Below are 16,696 nucleotides of genomic sequence, written 5' to 3'. Positions count from 1 at the left end.
AGAAGGGGAGTTATCTCAAATATCACAGGCGAATTTTTTACACCCCCTTCCCAGACACCTACAGACCGGCGGTACAGCGTCTCTACCTTAATCGGTTTGCGTGACTCCTACCCCTACGCAATATAGACAGGGTAGATTTAGGGTCTCCACTCGACACCAGAACGGAATTCGTAGGGTTCGGAGCCCAAGACCGCGCCCGCTGTACTCGTCGCTCTTCGCCAAGTGCATTATGCAATCGTCGGCGTGATCGTGGGTGACGATCGTCGTGAAGCCTTCTCGGTCCCAGATGAATCGCTCGAAGACACCGATCTAATACATGGTTCGTTTGACGGTGTCCTCGGCATAGCCGTCTACTCGATCAGGATTCTTTCCGAAGATGCTCAGCCACTCTGCGAAGTCCCGTCGGTAGGTCTCGTAGATGACTCGACGCTTGTCGTTGAGATAGTCTTCAGTGGCCTTGGGGATGAGCTGGAAGCCAAACTCGGTCATGGTGGGACCTTCCGAGAGTACATCCAACCGAGTCGGACGTTAGTCCACTTCCAAAGTCGCCGCTGTACAGTGGTTTGCGTATTATATTGAATCGACGCGGACGTCGTGGATACGTCTCCACGGACAGTGATCATCGGCGCGCAGAAGTTTGCGAGGGCAAGAGGTGCTCTCTTGCCGCACTGATTGCCAGTGCGAGGGGAGGGAATCGAACCCACGAACTCCTACGAGAGCGGATCTTGAGTCCGCCGCCGTTGGCCGCTTGGCTACCCTCGCACGCATGTGATCGTTCGAGAGAACCGTATGAATAGTCTACGGTTTGGCTTACGCCTGTGGGGGTAATTCGAGTTCCTGCCCGCTCGAGAAACTATCGCTAACCGGTTCGGAGTGATACCGCGTTTCGCAGTTGTGGCACACGTACCCGCCGTCGACGTGTCCAAAGAGTCGCTCACCACAGCCCTGGCACGCCCCGTATGGATATTTCATCTAGTCGAATACATTCACGGTATAGATAAATACTTTTCTTATGATATATTATTTTTCGTGACTGTGTACTCAGGCTGCGGGACGCTCTCTCAGTTCGTCCGCCAGGTGGAAGAAGACGAGTTTTCGCCACCATATCGGGCAGTTCCGAACGGCGAGCCCACTTGGCTCTATAGGTAGCAACCGGAGTAATACTCTAACTTCCTATATGTCGTACTGCGCTCCGAGGCGACGAGCGAAAGTCACCCTACGCTCGAGAACGGAACTAACAGTGAGATGCGAGTCGTATCGTCCACACGCGCCGTCCGATCCACCACCGATCACCGATGACCGACCACACGAGAGATCACAGCGTTGCGCCGCCGATTGCGGGTAATCCGACCGGCTGGGATCCCGACCGCGTCGAGTCCAACGGCTGGGAGCACGGGACGCTTCGACGCGCCGTCGTCCACGGCGTTCGCCTGTTCAACGACGGCGCGTTCCACGAGTCTCACGACTGCTTCGAGGCCGAGTGGTACAACTACGGCCGCGGCACGACCGAGAGCGCGTTTCTCCACGGGATGGTCCAGGTCGCCGCCGGCGCGTACAAACGGACCGATTTCGAGGACGACGGCGGAATGCGGAGTCTCTTCGAGACGGCACTACAGTACCTGGAGAACGTGCCGAGTGACTACTACGGCGTCGACGTGATCGAGGTCCGGACGACGTTGGCGAACGCCCTCGAGGACCCGTCGCGGATCGACGACTGGCAGATTCCACTCGACGACGACCGGCCGACCGCGCGCCCGATAGAGTACGAGTTCGTCGAGTCGCTCGAGTAGGACGAACGCCTACGCGTCGCGTGCCGCGTCTCATCTCCGTTCTCCCGCGGTGGCCGAACCCGTTCGTCGTCGTTTCAGTAACTGGTATTCTGGACCGAATCGCATTTGAGGCCGAAGTTCGTATATTTGGTAATGAAAGTTGCACAGCTCGGGTCGGGAACGCCGGAAATCGCAGTTGTCGGAGGGATTCACGGAGACGAACCCTGCGGCGTTCGCGCTATCGAGCGGCTTCTCGACGAGAACCCGACCGTCGAACGCCCCGTGAAACTCGTCGTCGTGAACGAGGAGGCACTCGAGCGACAGGTGCGGTTCGTCGACGAGGATCTCAACCGAGCGTTCCCCGGCGCTCCGAACGCGAAGACCCACGAAGGACGACTCGCCGACCGGCTCGTCGAGGAACTCGAGGGCTGTCTCTCGTTCTCGATGCACTCCACGCAGAGCCACGCAGAACCGTTTGCCATCGTCAACGAGGTGACAGAGACGGCAAAGGAGATCTGTCCACAGCTTCCCGTCCAGGCGATGGTCGAGACGAGTAACTTCGCGGAAGGACGGCTCTTCTCCGAGATCCAGACCATCGAGGTCGAGTGTGGCCTCCAGGGATCGGAGACCGCCGCACAGAACGCGGATCGACTCACTCGAGCCTTTCTGACTGCCGTCGGCGCGCTTCCGGGCGATACGGTCGGCCGCGATCTGCCGGTCTACCGGCTCGTCGAGTGTATCCACAAGGATCGGGCCGACACCTACGAGGTCTTCGTCGAGAACTTCACGGAGGTCGATCCCGGCGACGCGTTCGCCGCGGCCGACGGCCAGAAACAGGTCGCGAACGAGCCGTTCTACCCCGTTCTCATGTCCTCGAACGGCTATCAGGACGTCTTCGGCTACGCCGCAGAGAAGCTCGACGTCCTCACCGACTCGAGTACGGCGGACTGACGGTCGTCAGTTCGTGCCACCAGCACGGATGCCGTCGGAGAAAACGGACAGTGTTCCCCGCGACGGAGGATTGATACGCCGACACCCCATTCTCCGGAATGATGACAGCAACAGCACTCTTCGTCGCCCTCCTCGCGGAGCTGTTCCCGAACGGGATCAGCCACTACGCGATCGGTGGGCTGCTGGTCGGCGTCGGAACTGCCGTGATCTATCTCGGCACCGGGATTCCGGCCGGGGCGAGCACGTTCCTCGAGTCGACGCTCTCCTACGGCTCGAGCCTCTCGCGGTTCCAGCAGTATCGGCCCTCTCGAGACTGGCGCGTCGTCTTCACGTTCGGAATCGTCGCCGGAGCGGCGATCTACGCCGCCACGTTCCAGAGCGGACTCGTCGGGAGTTCGCTCCACCAGCCCGCGACTACGGGAGAGCTCCGGGATGTCGGCGGCTTCACGATCTGGCTGACGGACGTCCAGCCCTGGCGGCTGTTCCTCGGCGGCATCCTCATCGGGATCGGGACCCGCCTCGGGAAGGGCTGTACCTCCGGCCACGGCGTCTGTGGCGTCGGCTCCGCCTCGAGCGCGTCGTTCGTCGGCGTCGCGACCTTCCTGCTGATCGCGATCGGAGTGGCACAGTTGGTGCAGGCCCTGGGGGTGAGCCCGTGATGAGCGAGAGTCTCGTGCGAGACTCTCGGAGAAGCGAGCGGAGAGCGGAGCGAGCCGCGGGATTTGCGCAGCGCGAAACTCTCGGACCGGTGAGCGGTGAGCGAAGCGAACCGCGAGCCGCGAGACGCGAACACCGGCGGTACCGGAGGTGTGAGCGATGAGCGCCGAACACGAACAACACCCGCTGTTCATGCCGCTGGTCTTCGTCGGCGGGCTGATCTTCGGGTTCGGACTCGGCTTCAGCCACATGGCTCAGCCGGAGGTCGTCCTGAACTTCCTGCAGCTTTCGGATCTCGGTCTGCTGTTCGTGATGCTCGGCGCAGCGGTCGTGACGGGGATCACTTTCTTCGGCGTCAAGCAGTTCCGAAGTAAGGCACCGCTGACCGGCGCGGTCTACGGCCGTCGGCTGAAGACGCTCGACAAAAATGTCGTCGTCGGCGGCGGCATCTTCGGCGTCGGCTGGGGACTCTCGGGAATCTGTCCCGGCGCGGCCTACGCCAGCCTCGGCGTCGGTAACATCTTCATCCTCTACGGCATCGCCGGCATGTTCGTCGGAGCCTACGTGCAGGGCTTCTGGCGCTCGGCGCGCGCCGACAGCAGTGCTCCGGCGACGACCGCCGACTGATCCCAAACGAGTCCGCCGGTCGTCACCCTCGCTCGAGCCGTCCTTGACTGACGTTCGTACCCCTATCGACCGATCTGGAACGTTCGAAGCGGTCTCGAGGGGGTTGGTACCGCCGTGACGGATCGTCGACAGAACTGCAACGACGCAAGGCCTATCCCCCTTACGGACATACGGCCGGTATGGACTTCCCACCGAACCAGGGTCTCGATCAGGAAGAAGTCGACGAGCAGGTCGCGGAGACCATCGAGGAGAACGATGTCGTTCTCTTCATGAAGGGAACGGAACTGATGCCACAGTGTGGCTACTCCCGGAAAGCGCTCGGTCTCATCGACCAGTACCGCGACGACTACGAGACCGTCGACGTCCTCGAATCACTCGACGAGTATCGCGCGGCGCTGTCGGATCACAGCGACTGGGAGACGATCCCCCAGACGTTCGTCGACGGCGAGTTCGTCGGCGGTTCGGACATCCTCGAGGAGTTCGAGGAACGCGGCGAGCTGGCCGAAACGCTCGGTCAATCGGAATAGCTTACCCGCCATTTGAGTTAAATTTATTCGTGTGGATGGTTTTCGGAGTTAATAGCAGATCATATAAGCCACGCGTACGTACTAGAGGGTAGCGACCGTCCCGCACACCTTCCCACCTATGCCCACAGAGGAATCCAGACACGTTTATCGGCTGCACTCGACCCTCGAATTGCCCCTCGAAGACCTTCACGACCACATCGACGAAGCAACGTTCCCGGAGGGAATCACGGATGTAGAGATTACCCGACGGAACAACACACTCATCCTGAAGGCCGTCTCCGAGGACGACTCGGTAAGCAAGTACACACCCACCGCACAACTCAAGGCGAGCGTCACCGAGAACCGCGTCTACGAGGAGGATCCCGACGAGCGCCGGAACACCTTCCGCTGGGACGAGGAAGAGGAAGAGATCGAATCCGAACTCGTCGAGTTCGCCGCGTTCAAGGGCGACCGCGAGACGGTACTGCAGAACTCGCTGTTGCAGTACGAGATGTTCCTCGTCCTCTGTGAGATCGCCGAAGCCGCCGAGAAGGGGACGCTGACCGCGATCTCCGAGCGCGACGGCGACCTCGACGCGACGCGAATCGTCGAGGGCGAGCCGCGTCCGGCCGACATCGAAGTCGTCGAAGGACCGCGAGACGGCGGTTCGGGCCAGGGCGGCGTCAACTGGCGCGACAACAAGTTCATTACGGACTGAGCGCACCCAGCGTACCAGTTCAACTGGTCGGTGAGAAAATCGGTGTCAGTATCGGTACCTGACGATAGACGTATCGCCATCGTTGCCGTACCGAGTCCACATGGACGATCCGAGTACGTACGGGATCGTCGGCCGACTTGCGCTCGCGGTGTTCGTGATTATCGCCCCGACGATCCTCTTTTTAGGACTGGTCCGCGGACTCGAGCGACTGCGAGACGACGACCTCATCAACGAGTGGGCCCGGAGCCGGGGCGCCGAGAACGAGATCACGACGAACGACGACGTCCTCGCGGTTCTGGCTGGAGGACTCGAGTTCGAACGCGCCGATGCCTCGAGCGTTCACTGTCCCGCGTGTGGCGTTACGAACCGAACCAGTATGCGGTACTGCCGCGAGTGCCTCACTCGCCTCCCCTCGTAGCCCGAGGAGACGACTCAGCGCAACACACGATCCCAATTTAGCTTACGACACGCGGCGAAAATCACCGTCACCGCACGTACAGTCCGCAGCGACGCCGATCGGACGGATCGTCCCGTCTGGCTTCTGCTCCGAGACGTAGACCGAGTCACAGACCTGACACACTGCCACAACCTTCGAAGCGGATTTTGCTCGGCTCATACCCAGACAAAAGACCTCTTCTCGCTTCACCATTGCTCCAACGTAATTTGGGCGGAGAACGAACGATCGCGTTCCAGGTAGCCAAAACGGATGCTCAGATTTCGGCGGGGTTACCGCCACAGTACACCGCTTCGACCGCACGAACGGCGGTGATATCCTCGAGCGGATCGCGGCCGAGTGCGAGCAGGTCGCCGCGGTTGCCGGCCTCGAGGGTCCCAATGTCGTCGGCGGGAACGGTTTCGGCGGCGACCCGGGTCGCGGACTGGAGCGCCTCGTGCTCGTCCATGCCGATCTCGTCGACGAACAGCTCGAGTTCGAGGGCGTTCTCGCCGTGCGGGACGAGGTCGGGGCCGAGGAAGTCCGTTCCCGTCGCGATGGGGACGCCGGCCTCGTAGGCGCGCTCGACGGAGGCAAAGTGGGCTTCGCTGGCTCTTCGGGCCTTCTCGAGACCGTACTCGGGGACACCGTGGTCGCTTCCCTTCTCGATCAGGCGGTGCATGATCGAGAGCGTCGGGACGAAGATACCGCCAGTCTCGTGGAAGAGGTCGATGCACTCCTCGTCGAGCGAGAAGCCGTGTTCGATGGTGTCGACGCCGTTTCGCAGCGCGGCCTTGATTCCGGGCGCACCCTGGGCGTGGGAGGCGACCGGGATGCCGACGCGGTGGGCTTCCTCGACGAAGGCACGGATCTCGGCGTCGGTGAACTGACTCTGGTCGGGAGTGTCCTTCTCGCTCAAAACGCCGCCGGTCGTCATGATCTTGAGCACGTCGACGCCGTCGCGGATGCGTTTGCGGGCCTCCTTCCGACACTCGTCGGCGCCGTCCGCGAGCGTCGCGAGTGACTCGTCGGTGTTCGTCATCCACTCGTAGGGCAGGAAGTGAGCGTCGCCGTGGCCTCCGGTCTGGCTGATGCTCTGTCCGCTTGTGAAGATCCGAGGACCAGGAATGGTTCCTTCGTCGACGGCGTCGCGGAGGCCGATTCCGGTGGTCGAACCGACGTCCCGAACGGCGGTGAACCCCGCCGCGAGGAGGTCCCGGAGGTCGGCTGTCGCCCGGGCAGTCCCCAGTTCCGACGACTCCGTGATCCACGAGAGCGGGTCCATCTCGCGCATCCCCTGGAGGTGGAGGTGTGCGTCGATGAGCCCCGGCATGACCGCCGGATACTCCTCGTGTTCGGCTCCACCCGGCGCGCTGACGTCCTCTTGCGTGCCGACGGCGTCGATCGTCCCCTCGTCGTCGAAGACGACCCGTCCGTCCTCGATCGGTCGCTCGTCCCGGCCCGTGATGAGCACGTCCGCGTCAACAACTCGCATAGGGTGGGGTTGTGAGAGGAATCTCATATCTCTTGTGAGTCACAGAGGACGGGCCGTTCCAGCCACGACAGTACGCGGACCGCCGGCGGCAATCTCGATCAACCGTTGTCACTGCTCGGGGTTCGTGACGACGGAACGACGAAGCACGTTACGGATAGATACTTCCAGCGAGACGAGACTCGGCTTAGCTCGAGGGGGAACGGCTCAGCGGAACGCTCGGCGAAGGCGAGTCGCTTCGAGAGAGCGAGGCGCTGAGTTCGCGGTCCAGTTCCGCGTCGGTGTCGGTGACGAGCTGTATCGACTGCCCGTCGACAGTGGTGATCGTGATCCGTGTCTCCCGGCGACGGTGCAGTCCGATCCCGTCGAACGCTGTGGCGTACCGGGGACCGTACGCGGAGAGCACCACCCCACACCCCGTCGCGAGGGCGAACAGCGGCAGAGAGACGCTCGAGGAGGCGACCGCGGCGGCGACGAACGCGCCGAGTGTGAGGAGGCCGACCCCGACGAACAGCTGGCGATTCGCCTGCCCGTTCCCAGTGGCCCTGCGAACGCGCTGGGTCGACACGACGGCTACGGCGGTTACGGCTGCGAGAGCGACCGTGAGCGAGCCATCGACCAGGCCGGTGCCCGAGGCGGTTCCGACGGCGACGAAGAGGAAGACGAGTGCGAGGAACCCACCGACCAGCCCCGCCAGAACGGCGTCGCCGGTCCGGTACTGGTACTCCCACCTGGTTTGCGGGCGACTCCGGACCGAACTCATGTACTCGTATCTGACGTCGGTAAATGCACCCGTCTCCGAGACGCACAGCAGTCGTCGATCGGTGAGGCCGATGGTCAGCCGTCCCGGCGTGAATCCCTCGAGGAGTCTCCCGGTCGTGAGAACCCGCACTGATTCGTCGTCGACCACGTGACTCGCGAACCGATCTTCCGCGGGCATCGTTGTTCGTTCCTGGACCGGCAATCTACAAAGTAAGCCACACCATTCGCGGGGGCGAGCGCGCGACAGCCCAACGGATAACACAGCGCTGGCGTCTCGACGAATCGAAACGTCCGTCGAAGACGGGTAGCCGCCCCGACGCGGTTTTCTGACGTTAGACCGCCATTATATAATCCGTTCCACGATATTCAGTACGCCAATATTGTAGCGACAGCCAATACAAACGAGCCGTTGAAGTATCCATGTCAATCCGCGTGGCTGGCTGGTCATTCATCAAACAGCGATCCCGACGGACGTTCGTGGTGAGTATCGCTGCAACAGCTCGTCGACGGTGGCTACCGGAACGGCGCGTGGACGGCCAACATTACGGATCCGCGGAACCCGGTGACGACCGAACGGGACGCGACCACCGAGGGTGCAGAGATCGCCACCGACCACGAGGACGTCGGCGTCGTCCCCTCGACGCCGCCGTTCGCCTGGGGCGCCGTCTACAACGAGGCGCGTGACTTCGTCTTCGTCAGCGACAGCGTAACCGGCGCGTTCACGTTCCGGCCGTCCGCGAAACCGGCCCGGGGTGAAGACGGCGGTGGGCCGGGGAACTACTACGACGTCGACGAGGGACAGACGGACGACTAGCCGTTCGTCGGCGATCTCTGTTTACTTCACAGAAGGCCGATAGCTGATCGGTCGCGACCGCGTTACCCTGCCGGCTCTGGCTCCTGTTCGTTGTGGCGGCCTGGGAGCACCGTTGCACCCGGCAGCAGCCGTGCGATCCGCGTCACGTAGCCGAACGTGAACAGGCCGAACTGCGAGAGGACGCCGAGCGCGACCAGCCCCAGAAACAGCGGAGAGGCGACCTCGAACAGCAACGGATCGAGCGTCAGCGACTGCCGTGCGGCGGCGAACTGCTCGAGCGTGAGCGATCGAGAGGCGAACGCGGCCCCGACGACTGCAGTGATCCCGACCATCGTCCACTTCGTGAGGAGCATGCCCAGGAACGCGGCGACGAGGCCGGCGACGAGCGCGACGCCCCACTCGAGGTACCACTGGTGGTCAAGGACGGCCGGTGCGACCAGGGCCATCGTGAGCAGCGTGCCGACGACGAAACTCATCAGGGCGACTGCGGCCGACAGCAGCAGGTAGCCGAGGAGGCCACCCGCGAGCGCTCCGAGGAGGATCGGTGCCCCGGCGGCCACGGCTCCCTCGAGACCGATCGCAGCGCCGACCGACGGGCCGACGAGGTAGCCACCGCTGCCGCCGAGGAAGAGTCCCAGGACAACGACACCGTACACCGAGAGCGCGGCGCCGGAGAACAGGAGGACGACGCCGCCGAGAACGAGGCCGAGCGCAACACCGTCTATCATAGACTGACAGTAATCATAAGAAATAGATAAATTCTTTGTTTCTTGAATTACGGAGTGGGTTCGGATCGATACCCGAGTCTCGAGTGCCGAAGCGACGAAATCCCAACCGGGATCGTCGACGAGAGTGGGCGTGACGGTGAGACGACCCGTCCGAAATTCCGTCAGAGGTTTCCGGTCCCAAAAACGGTTTAACCGTCCTAATTATATCTAATTACAGCACGATGACCGAGAACTTCCCTGATTACGTCGACGTCGACTACGAGGACGGTGAGGGCGAAAATCCCGAGGATTATCCGCACATCAACGACAAGATCGAGAAGGCCGTCGAAGTGACCCGACAGGGTCTCGAGCAGTACGAGAACCCCGCCGTCATGTGGACCGGCGGAAAGGACTCGACGCTCGTCCTCTACTTCGTCAAGGAGGTCGCCGACCGCTACGACCTCGAAGTACCGCCGGCGATCTTCATCGACCACTACCAGCACTTCGACCAGATCCACGACTTCGTCGACGACTGGGCCGAGAAGTGGGATCTCGAGGTCATCTACGCGCGCAACGAGGACATCGGCGAGTACGTCGAGGCGAACGATCTCACGCCCGGCGACGACATTCCCGTCGACGAGCTCTCTGAGCACAACCAGCACCATATCGACGACATCCTCGAGTACGAGGAAGACACCTTCCCGTTCCTGCTCGACACCTACGCCGGCAACCACCTGCTGAAGACGGTGGCGCTCAACGACGCACTCGAGGAGCACGACGTCGACGGCGTCATCTCCGGCGTCCGCTGGGACGAACAGGAGGCCCGCGCCGACGAGACGTTCTTCTCGCCGCGCCACGACCCCGACATCTATCCGCCCCACGACCGCATCCAGTCCATCCTGCACTTCGAGGAGGCGGCCGTCTGGGAAGCGTTCTGGAACTTCGTCGTCCCGGACACCGTCGAGGAGTTCCCGGACGAGGGCTACGTCCCCGAGAGCAAAGACGACCTGCCGGACGATCTCGAACCCGAGGACACGCCGGTCTCGCCGAAGTACTGGGAAGGGTTCCGCTCGCTGGGCAGCGAGATCAGCACCGAGAAGACCGAGGACGAGCCTGCCTGGCTACAGGACCTCGAGGGAACGACCGAGCGCGCGGGCCGCGCCCAGGACAAGGAGGACCTGATGGAGCGCCTGCGCGACCTCGGCTACATGTGAGCTAGCGGACGATCTTCTGGACGGTGTCCCCTCTTTTTCCGGTCGTGTACCGGTGAACGAGACGAACGGTGCCTGACGTCGAGTGCGTTCGGCGCCCGCTCGCTCGGGAAAACGAAGTTACTGCTCGGCGATTTACGGCGTCGCCCGATGCTCGCCGTATTTCATGCCGATCGCGAACATGAGCGCACCGAAGATCACCATCGACGGCACGACCATCATCAGAACGGTGTCCGTCGCCATCATGTTCGAAACGAGCATACCGACGGTGGCGATCGCGATCACTGCGATGAACGTGGCCGCCGTCGTTGGGAGATCGAATTCCATGCACGACGGTACAACGCGGAGTCTCAAATGGTATCGGGAACCGGCAGTGCGATCAGGCGGAATGTCGGGTACCAGAGAACAGTCAGCCAGCGATGTTCTCAGCCGGACGGCCGCACGAGGTTCGCCAGCGCGACGACCAGTCCGAAGAACCAGCCGAGTGGGAACGAGATCCCGACCCACATTGCGGCGTAGGCGGCACCCTCGAGTTCGTAGTTGGCACGGAGGAACTCGTTGAGTCCGCCGACGACCAGGACGTTGTCGAGCGCCCAGACGGCGAACTCGTAGCTGGGTTCGAGGACGACTCCCTCGAGCGACGGCGTGACGAGCGCGGCGACGACCGGCGGCAGGAACAGTGCCGTCATCGCGAAGGGATACGCGAGCACGACCGAGACGGCGCGGCCGCCCACTTTCGAAAAGACTGCGGCGAGCGTCGTCGAGACTGTCGCGACCCCACTCGCTGCGGCGATCGCGAGGAACGGCCCGAACTCGAGTTGAATATGTGCGATAACTGTTAGTGTTCCCCAGCCGAGAAGCGCAATCGCGGTGACGCCAGCAACGCCGAGTCTGGTCCTGGTCGAGTCGAGTTTCGACGCGTAGTACCGGGTCGCGAGACCGATGACAGTGAGCGGATACAGCAGGACGAGACCGAGTGCGCCGAGCGTACTCCAGCAGTAGTAACCGATCTTCTGTACGAGCGTTTCGGGTTTCCATTTCCCCATGACGGAGTGGCCGCGGCCACGCTGTCTGGGGAAGACGAGTTCCATCCAGGCACCGTGTAACCGCTGGACGTCGGTCCTGACCGCACCGACGACCCCACCACCGCCGCTACGCCGTGAGCGGGTTGACATATGGAACGCAAAAAACTACTGAACCGTAAGTTTTCCTGCTTATTCTCTATTTCCGAGATATAGACCGACGTCTCAGTTCCAGGGACCGAAATCGGGATCGACCTCGCGTTTGGTCTCGTCGATCGAGTCGATCGTGTCGATATCGTCTCGATCGAGTTCCAGCGCGAGCGACTGCCAGTTGTCGCGGAGGTGCTCCTCGCCCGTCGCCTTCGGAATCGCGGTGACACTCTTCTCGCGCAGCCAGGCGAGGCTCACCTGTGCTTCGCTGACGTCGTGTCTCGCCGCGACGTCCTGAATTTCCGGCTGGTCGAACACCGCACCACGGGCCAGCGGCGAGTAGGCGACGACGTCGACGTCGTAGTTCGCACAGGCCTCGCGAAGCTCCGGCTGCTGGAGCAGCGGGTGCAGTTCGACCTGGTTCGCCACGATAGGCGCGTCACAGATGTCGATGGCCGCCTCGAGTTGCTCCGGGAGGAAGTTGCTCACGCCGACGTTCTCGATCAGCCCCTCGTCGTAGAGCTCCGAGAACGCCGCGAGCGTCTCCTCGGCGTCGTACGTCCTCGCCGGCCAGTGGACGTACAGCAGGTCGACGCTCTCGACCCCGAGTCGGTCGAGACTCTCTCTGGCCGTCTCGAGGACGTCGTCGTACGCCAGGTTCGAGATCCAGATCTTCGTCGCGAGGAACACGTCCTCCCGGTCGACGTCGGCGCTGGCGATTCCCTCACCGACGCTCTCCTCGTTGTCGTACGCCTGCGCCGTGTCGATGTGACGGTACCCCACGTCGAGAGCGTTCCGAACGCTCTCGGCACACTGATCGGGGTCCTCGTTCTGCCAGGTGCCGAGGCCGAGCATCGGCATTCCGTTCGCCGTCGGACAGGTACCCGGCGCAATCGTCTCTGCATCTTCGATTCCCATGCACGGAGCGAGGGCCAGCGCGCGAAAATGGGTTTGGGTTGCGGTCGATGACGGGGGACGACGGGCCGTTACTTGGACACCCGATCCCAGGGACGTTCGCGCTCGAGTGCGCTGCTTCCTGCGAGGACGGCGTCGTCCTCGAAGCGTCGACCGACGAACTGGATGCCGACGGGATGACCTCGATCCGTGAGTCCCGCCGGTGCGGAGGCCGCCGGATGGCCGGTCCAGTTGAACGGCCAGGTGAGCGGCCACTCCCAGGCGTCGGTTGCGAGATCCTCGTCTAGCTCCACGTCGACTCTCGAGAGCGTCGGCGTCACCAGCAGATCGTACTCCGCGAAGACGTCAGCTACGGCCTCGAAGACGTCCGTTCTGACGAGGGTCGACCGGGCGACGTCTTCGGTTCCGACCGTCTCGCCGCCGCGGATCATCGCGAGTAGACTGTCGGCCACCTCGTCCGGATGGTCGCGGAGATCGATTCCGTGGACCTCCTCGACGAGCGTCGCGCTCTCGAGCATCGCCGTCGCGTACGTCGACGTCACGGTGTCCGTGAGTTCCGCCATCGAGTAGCCGTGATCGATCGACACCCTCTCGACGGTCGCACCCGCGGCCTCGAACGCGCCGAGCGCGTCCTCGACGACCGCGCGCACGTCGTCCGCAACCGGGAAGACCTCGAGATCCGGACTGTAGGCGATGCGGTAGTCGTCGATCGACCGACCGACTGCATCGCGGTAGTCGATCTCGACGGGAACGCTCGCGGGATCCGCCGAGTGCGGTCCGCTCAGCACGGAAAGGAGGAGGGCAGCGTCCTCGACGGTACGGGTTATCGGCCCCGTCGTGATGTGATGGGTCTGGCGTCCGAACGTATGCGGTCTCCCGCCGCCCGGAATCAACCCGAACGTCGGCTTGAACCCGTACACTCCGCAGGCGGAAGCCGGGATCCGGAGGGAACCGCCCGCATCGCTGCCCGTCGCGATCGGTACCATTCCCGCGGCCACCGCCGCGGCGGACCCTCCTGACGATCCACCGGCGTTGAGATCCGTATCGATCGGCGACGCCGTCGGCCCGACGAGTTCGTTGTCGGTCGTCCCCTTGTGCCCGAACGCCGGCGTGTTCGTCTTCCCGATCACGATCGCTCCGGCGTCCTCGAGTCGCTCGACGATCGCCGACGTCTCCGGGGCGACGTAATCGTCGAAGAGCACCGATCCGAAGGTGTGTCGGACGCCCGCTTTCAACGCCCCGAGGTCTTTCAGCGCCAGCGGGACGCCGTGGAGCGGTCCGACGTCCTCGCCGGCCTCGAGCGCGCGGTCCGCTTCGGCAGCGGCCTCACGCGCGTCCGCCGCACAGACCGTGACGAACGCGTTGATCTCCTCGTCGCGGTCGTCGATCCGCTCGAGCGACGCTTCCACGGCTTCGGTCGCCGTGACGTCTCCGTCCCGGACCCGGGCCGCGAGTTCGGTCGCAGAGACGCGGGTGAGGGCCGTCTCGTGTGACATGCAACTAACCGAACAGGTCGCACACGATCAGCGTATCGGATCCGTTCTACGGAGCAGTGGACGGACGGCGGGTGCAGTGGACGGACGACAGGCTCGTTACTGGTACATCCGCAGCGGCTGGGCCTGGGAACTCTCGTCCTGACTCATCTCCTGCATCTGTCGGGCGAACTGCTCTCGTTTCTCCCGGATCTCCTCCGCGCGGTCGACGAGATCGGAGACGTCGATCGAGACGTCGGCGATCGGCGCGATCCCCTCCTCGAGCAGGACGCTCGCGGCCTCCGGATCGGGGAACTGCCGGCTGGAGCCGACGATGAGTCCGACGCTGTCGTGTCCGTACTGTGCGGCACGATTGAGCAGGGCCCCCGTCGGACCGCTGACGACGCCGTCCTCGGGCGGGACGTCGATATCGTGCTCCTCGAGCGTCTCGGTCTCGTCGCCGGTAGCGATGCCGTACAGCGACGGGCGCCCCTCCCCGTCCCGTTCGGTCGGGAGCCCGCTGAGGTAGATCGGGCGAACCTCCCGCTCGGTGATCCAGCCACTCACGCAGTTGGCGACGCTCTCGACGGCGTCGGAACCGATCGGCGCGTCGCTCTGGAGGGCGAACAGGTCGTGTTCCTCGCTGACGTACATCCGAACGGGTGGACGCGCCTGCCCATCGCCACCGCGGTAGACCCCGATCCGCGGCAGCCCCTCGCAGTCGAGACTGGCGTAGTACTCCATCTCGAGTTCCCGAACGAGGTGGTCGGTCGCGATCTTGCCGACGAGCCCGACCCCCGGAAAGCCCTCGACGAGCGTGGGGTTCTCGAGCGTTACCTCGGGTCCCTGGAGCTGAATCCCGGTCATACGAAGACAGTTGTGAGAGAGTAGCATAAAGACGACGCCGGCGACTCACACGGGACTGCCGTCGCTGCTGGCGCTTCGAAACCCACAAGCGACGGGCGATCGAACTCGGACGCAATGGAGCCACTCGAGCGGTATCGACCGATCATCGACGATTTCGAGGCGTTTCTCGCGGCCTGTGAGCGGCCGCTTGGCAACGCGGTCCGCGTGAACACGATCAAATCCTCGGTCGAGCGAGCGACGGCCGCCCTCGAGGAGGAGGGCGCCGAGTACGAACAGGCCGACTGGAACCCTCGCGTCCTGCGGCTCGAGACCGACTCGCCGGGGTCGACGTGGACGTCGTTCCACGGCTTCACCCACGGTCAGGAGGAGGTGTCGGCGGTGCCGCCGGTCGTCCTCGACCCCGAACCCGGCGAGCGCGTCTGGGACTGCTGTGCCGCACCCGGCGGGAAGGCGACCCAGCTCGCGGCGCTGATGGACGACCGCGGAACCGTCGTCGCGAACGACAACAACCTCGGCCGGATTTCGGCGCTGCGGTTCAACGCCGAACGGCTGGGCGCGACGAGCCTCGCTGTCACGAACGACGACGCCCGCAACTACTCGCTCGAGCGCTTCGACTTCGACGAGTTCGACCGAACGCTCGTGGACGCCCCCTGTTCCTGCGAGGGGACGATCCGAAAGAACCCGGACGCGCTCGACAACTGGTCCGAGGGCCACATCTCCTCCGTCGCGGGCATCCAGAAGGGCATTCTTCGACGCGCGATCCAGGCCACCCGCGAGGGCGGCACCGTCGTCTACTCGACGTGTACGTTCGCGCCAGAGGAGAACGAGGCTGTCGTCCAGCACGCCCTGAATCGCGAGGACTGCCGGGTCGTCGACTTCGACCTCGGCCTCGAACACTCGCCGGGGCTCACCGAGTGGGAGGACGACAGCTACGACGAGAGCCTCGAGCAGGCGGCGCGGATCTACCCCCACCAGAACGACACCGGCGGCTTCTTCGTCGCGAAACTGGAGGTGACCGCCTGATGGCGGACGAACGCGCGGACGGCGCAAGCGAGGGCGAACTCGAGCAGAACGACGGCCAGCAGTTCGGCCGCCTGCCGGAAACGGCGGCCGAACGGACCGTCGAAGGCCGGGCCAGCCGCGAGGCGGTCGTCGACTACTTCGCGGATCGCTTCGGCATTCCGCCGGAGACGTTCGACGACTACACGTTCTGGGAGAAGGGTGCCGGCAAGATCTGGATCTACGGCGGCGACGCTCCCTCGCCGATCTCGATCGAGGCGATCGGGATGACCTGCTTGCGCACCCGCCAGGAGCACTGGAAGCCGACGACGGACTTCGTCCAGCGGTTCGGCCGCCACGCCAGCGACTGTGTGATCGACCTCGAGCGCGAGGAGGCCCGCCGGTTCGCCGCCGGCGAGGATCAGGACCTCGAGTGGTGGAACGGCGACTGGGGGTACCTGATCGCCGCCCACGAAATCGCGGGCGAGCGCGAACCCCTCGGTATCGGGCTGTACGTCCACGGCGAACTGCGCTCGATGGTCCCCAAGGGGCGACAGCGGGACCTGTAACGGGTCGGTCGTCGCTCGGCGACTTCTTTTTCCGAACGGTCGGCGAACGAGTAGC

Annotated in this window: 20 protein-coding genes and 1 tRNA gene; 11 read left to right on the top strand and 10 right to left on the bottom strand. The window is 63.7% G+C overall.

Annotated elements, in window-relative coordinates; genetic code table 11:
- Window positions 1–309: 309 nt before the first annotated feature.
- Window positions 310–489 (bottom strand): hypothetical protein, encoded by a 180-nt coding sequence (locus CV102_RS09815; RefSeq protein ID WP_148857818.1) that lies wholly within the window; start codon window positions 487–489, stop codon window positions 310–312.
- 190 nt (window positions 490–679) lie between these two features.
- A tRNA-Leu gene (locus CV102_RS09810) sits at window positions 680–762 on the bottom strand.
- 533 nt (window positions 763–1,295) lie between these two features.
- On the opposite strand from CV102_RS09810, the gene CV102_RS09805 reads away from it, so the two are divergent.
- From CV102_RS09805 to CV102_RS09775, 7 genes are all read left to right on the top strand, one after another.
- Window positions 1,296–1,790, top strand: a complete 495-nt coding sequence (locus CV102_RS09805) for a DUF309 domain-containing protein (protein WP_148857817.1) — start codon at window positions 1,296–1,298, stop codon at window positions 1,788–1,790.
- Between the two features lie 132 nt (window positions 1,791–1,922).
- On the top strand, window positions 1,923–2,720 hold the full coding sequence (locus tag CV102_RS09800) for a succinylglutamate desuccinylase/aspartoacylase domain-containing protein (protein ID WP_148857816.1): 798 nt from the start codon (window positions 1,923–1,925) through the stop codon (window positions 2,718–2,720).
- Between the two features lie 101 nt (window positions 2,721–2,821).
- Window positions 2,822–3,379: a YeeE/YedE family protein gene (locus CV102_RS09795; protein WP_148857815.1), complete on the top strand. Its 558-nt coding sequence runs from the start codon at window positions 2,822–2,824 to the stop codon at window positions 3,377–3,379.
- A 157-nt stretch (window positions 3,380–3,536) separates the two neighbouring features.
- Window positions 3,537–4,004: a DUF6691 family protein gene (locus CV102_RS09790; protein WP_148857814.1), complete on the top strand. Its 468-nt coding sequence runs from the start codon at window positions 3,537–3,539 to the stop codon at window positions 4,002–4,004.
- Window positions 4,005–4,183: 179 nt separating this feature from the next.
- Window positions 4,184–4,531 (top strand): glutaredoxin family protein, encoded by a 348-nt coding sequence (locus tag CV102_RS09785; protein WP_148857813.1) that lies wholly within the window; start codon window positions 4,184–4,186, stop codon window positions 4,529–4,531.
- Window positions 4,532–4,649: 118 nt separating this feature from the next.
- A complete protein-coding gene (locus CV102_RS09780) occupies window positions 4,650–5,228 on the top strand; it encodes a DUF7110 family protein (protein ID WP_148857812.1) in 579 nt (192 codons plus the stop codon).
- 100 nt (window positions 5,229–5,328) lie between these two features.
- Entirely contained in the window at window positions 5,329–5,646 is a 318-nt protein-coding gene (locus CV102_RS09775; protein ID WP_148857811.1) for a DUF7577 domain-containing protein, read from the top strand.
- Between the two features lie 292 nt (window positions 5,647–5,938).
- On the opposite strand, the gene CV102_RS09770 is transcribed toward CV102_RS09775, so the two are convergent.
- Together CV102_RS09770 and CV102_RS09765 are read right to left on the bottom strand one after the other, a co-directional pair.
- On the bottom strand, window positions 5,939–7,156 hold the full coding sequence (locus tag CV102_RS09770) for a metal-dependent hydrolase family protein (RefSeq protein WP_148857810.1): 1,218 nt from the start codon (window positions 7,154–7,156) through the stop codon (window positions 5,939–5,941).
- A gap of 184 nt (window positions 7,157–7,340) precedes the next feature.
- Window positions 7,341–8,093: a hypothetical protein gene (locus tag CV102_RS09765; RefSeq protein WP_148857809.1), complete on the bottom strand. Its 753-nt coding sequence runs from the start codon at window positions 8,091–8,093 to the stop codon at window positions 7,341–7,343.
- A gap of 384 nt (window positions 8,094–8,477) precedes the next feature.
- Here CV102_RS09765 and CV102_RS09760 point away from each other — a divergent pair, with 384 nt between their 5' ends.
- Window positions 8,478–8,729 (top strand): hypothetical protein, encoded by a 252-nt coding sequence (locus CV102_RS09760; RefSeq protein ID WP_148857808.1) that lies wholly within the window; start codon window positions 8,478–8,480, stop codon window positions 8,727–8,729.
- Window positions 8,730–8,791: 62 nt separating this feature from the next.
- Here the strand turns inward: CV102_RS09760 and CV102_RS09755 are convergent, their stop codons facing one another.
- Window positions 8,792–9,457 carry a phosphate ABC transporter permease gene (locus tag CV102_RS09755; RefSeq protein ID WP_148857807.1) on the bottom strand — a complete coding sequence of 222 codons (666 nt, stop codon included), beginning with the start codon at window positions 9,455–9,457 and terminating at the stop codon, window positions 8,792–8,794.
- 221 nt (window positions 9,458–9,678) lie between these two features.
- On the opposite strand from CV102_RS09755, the gene CV102_RS09750 reads away from it, so the two are divergent.
- Entirely contained in the window at window positions 9,679–10,650 is a 972-nt protein-coding gene (locus CV102_RS09750) for a phosphoadenosine phosphosulfate reductase family protein (RefSeq protein WP_148857806.1), read from the top strand.
- Between the two features lie 132 nt (window positions 10,651–10,782).
- On the opposite strand, the gene CV102_RS09745 is transcribed toward CV102_RS09750, so the two are convergent.
- The 5 genes from CV102_RS09745 to CV102_RS09725 all read right to left on the bottom strand — a co-directional run bounded on the left by CV102_RS09745 (window position 10,783) and on the right by CV102_RS09725 (window position 15,073).
- The gene (locus CV102_RS09745; RefSeq protein WP_148857805.1) at window positions 10,783–10,974 is read right to left on the bottom strand and encodes a DUF7333 family protein; all 192 of its coding nucleotides are present in this window, start codon (window positions 10,972–10,974) and stop codon (window positions 10,783–10,785) included.
- A gap of 98 nt (window positions 10,975–11,072) precedes the next feature.
- Window positions 11,073–11,822 (bottom strand): hypothetical protein, encoded by a 750-nt coding sequence (locus CV102_RS09740; RefSeq protein WP_148857804.1) that lies wholly within the window; start codon window positions 11,820–11,822, stop codon window positions 11,073–11,075.
- A gap of 72 nt (window positions 11,823–11,894) precedes the next feature.
- The gene (locus CV102_RS09735) at window positions 11,895–12,737 is read right to left on the bottom strand and encodes an aldo/keto reductase (RefSeq protein WP_148857803.1); all 843 of its coding nucleotides are present in this window, start codon (window positions 12,735–12,737) and stop codon (window positions 11,895–11,897) included.
- A gap of 68 nt (window positions 12,738–12,805) precedes the next feature.
- Entirely contained in the window at window positions 12,806–14,230 is a 1,425-nt protein-coding gene (locus CV102_RS09730; protein WP_148857802.1) for an amidase, read from the bottom strand.
- 96 nt (window positions 14,231–14,326) lie between these two features.
- The gene (locus CV102_RS09725) at window positions 14,327–15,073 is read right to left on the bottom strand and encodes a proteasome assembly chaperone family protein (protein ID WP_148857801.1); all 747 of its coding nucleotides are present in this window, start codon (window positions 15,071–15,073) and stop codon (window positions 14,327–14,329) included.
- Between the two features lie 114 nt (window positions 15,074–15,187).
- On the opposite strand from CV102_RS09725, the gene CV102_RS09720 reads away from it, so the two are divergent.
- Complete coding sequence (locus CV102_RS09720) at window positions 15,188–16,096, top strand: RsmB/NOP family class I SAM-dependent RNA methyltransferase (RefSeq protein WP_148857800.1); 909 nt, start codon at window positions 15,188–15,190, stop codon at window positions 16,094–16,096.
- Window positions 16,096–16,641 carry a DUF7122 family protein gene (locus tag CV102_RS09715; RefSeq protein WP_148857799.1) on the top strand — a complete coding sequence of 182 codons (546 nt, stop codon included), beginning with the start codon at window positions 16,096–16,098 and terminating at the stop codon, window positions 16,639–16,641. Before CV102_RS09720 ends, CV102_RS09715 begins: the two co-directional genes overlap by 1 nt.
- The last annotated feature ends 55 nt before the right edge of the window (window positions 16,642–16,696 follow it).

It is taken from the genome of Natronococcus pandeyae (assembly GCF_008122205.1).
Classification (GTDB): Archaea; Halobacteriota; Halobacteria; order Halobacteriales; family Natrialbaceae; genus Natronococcus; species Natronococcus pandeyae.
The sequence above is the reverse complement of the archived record's forward strand: the minus strand, read 5'-3'. Positions and strand labels throughout refer to the sequence as shown.

Excerpts from the sequence above, each read along its gene's own strand:
- CV102_RS09800 (WP_148857816.1), top strand. The coding sequence starts at position 1,923 with ATGAAAGTTGCACAGCTCGGGTCGGGAACGCCGGAAATCGCAGTTGTC.
- CV102_RS09755 (WP_148857807.1), bottom strand. The coding sequence starts at position 9,457 with ATGATAGACGGTGTTGCGCTCGGCCTCGTTCTCGGCGGCGTCGTCCTC.
- CV102_RS09785 (WP_148857813.1), top strand. The coding sequence starts at position 4,184 with ATGGACTTCCCACCGAACCAGGGTCTCGATCAGGAAGAAGTCGACGAG.
- CV102_RS09815 (WP_148857818.1), bottom strand. The coding sequence starts at position 489 with ATGACCGAGTTTGGCTTCCAGCTCATCCCCAAGGCCACTGAAGACTAT.
- CV102_RS09740 (WP_148857804.1), bottom strand. The coding sequence starts at position 11,822 with ATGTCAACCCGCTCACGGCGTAGCGGCGGTGGTGGGGTCGTCGGTGCG.
- CV102_RS09725 (WP_148857801.1), bottom strand. The coding sequence starts at position 15,073 with ATGACCGGGATTCAGCTCCAGGGACCCGAGGTAACGCTCGAGAACCCC.
- CV102_RS09780 (WP_148857812.1), top strand. The coding sequence starts at position 4,650 with ATGCCCACAGAGGAATCCAGACACGTTTATCGGCTGCACTCGACCCTC.
- CV102_RS09775 (WP_148857811.1), top strand. The coding sequence starts at position 5,329 with ATGGACGATCCGAGTACGTACGGGATCGTCGGCCGACTTGCGCTCGCG.
- CV102_RS09805 (WP_148857817.1), top strand. The coding sequence starts at position 1,296 with ATGACCGACCACACGAGAGATCACAGCGTTGCGCCGCCGATTGCGGGT.
- CV102_RS09730 (WP_148857802.1), bottom strand. The coding sequence starts at position 14,230 with ATGTCACACGAGACGGCCCTCACCCGCGTCTCTGCGACCGAACTCGCG.
- CV102_RS09790 (WP_148857814.1), top strand. The coding sequence starts at position 3,537 with ATGAGCGCCGAACACGAACAACACCCGCTGTTCATGCCGCTGGTCTTC.
- CV102_RS09715 (WP_148857799.1), top strand. The coding sequence starts at position 16,096 with ATGGCGGACGAACGCGCGGACGGCGCAAGCGAGGGCGAACTCGAGCAG.
- CV102_RS09765 (WP_148857809.1), bottom strand. The coding sequence starts at position 8,093 with ATGCCCGCGGAAGATCGGTTCGCGAGTCACGTGGTCGACGACGAATCA.
- CV102_RS09750 (WP_148857806.1), top strand. The coding sequence starts at position 9,679 with ATGACCGAGAACTTCCCTGATTACGTCGACGTCGACTACGAGGACGGT.
- CV102_RS09720 (WP_148857800.1), top strand. The coding sequence starts at position 15,188 with ATGGAGCCACTCGAGCGGTATCGACCGATCATCGACGATTTCGAGGCG.
- CV102_RS09745 (WP_148857805.1), bottom strand. The coding sequence starts at position 10,974 with ATGGAATTCGATCTCCCAACGACGGCGGCCACGTTCATCGCAGTGATC.
- CV102_RS09735 (WP_148857803.1), bottom strand. The coding sequence starts at position 12,737 with ATGGGAATCGAAGATGCAGAGACGATTGCGCCGGGTACCTGTCCGACG.
- CV102_RS09795 (WP_148857815.1), top strand. The coding sequence starts at position 2,822 with ATGACAGCAACAGCACTCTTCGTCGCCCTCCTCGCGGAGCTGTTCCCG.
- CV102_RS09770 (WP_148857810.1), bottom strand. The coding sequence starts at position 7,156 with ATGCGAGTTGTTGACGCGGACGTGCTCATCACGGGCCGGGACGAGCGA.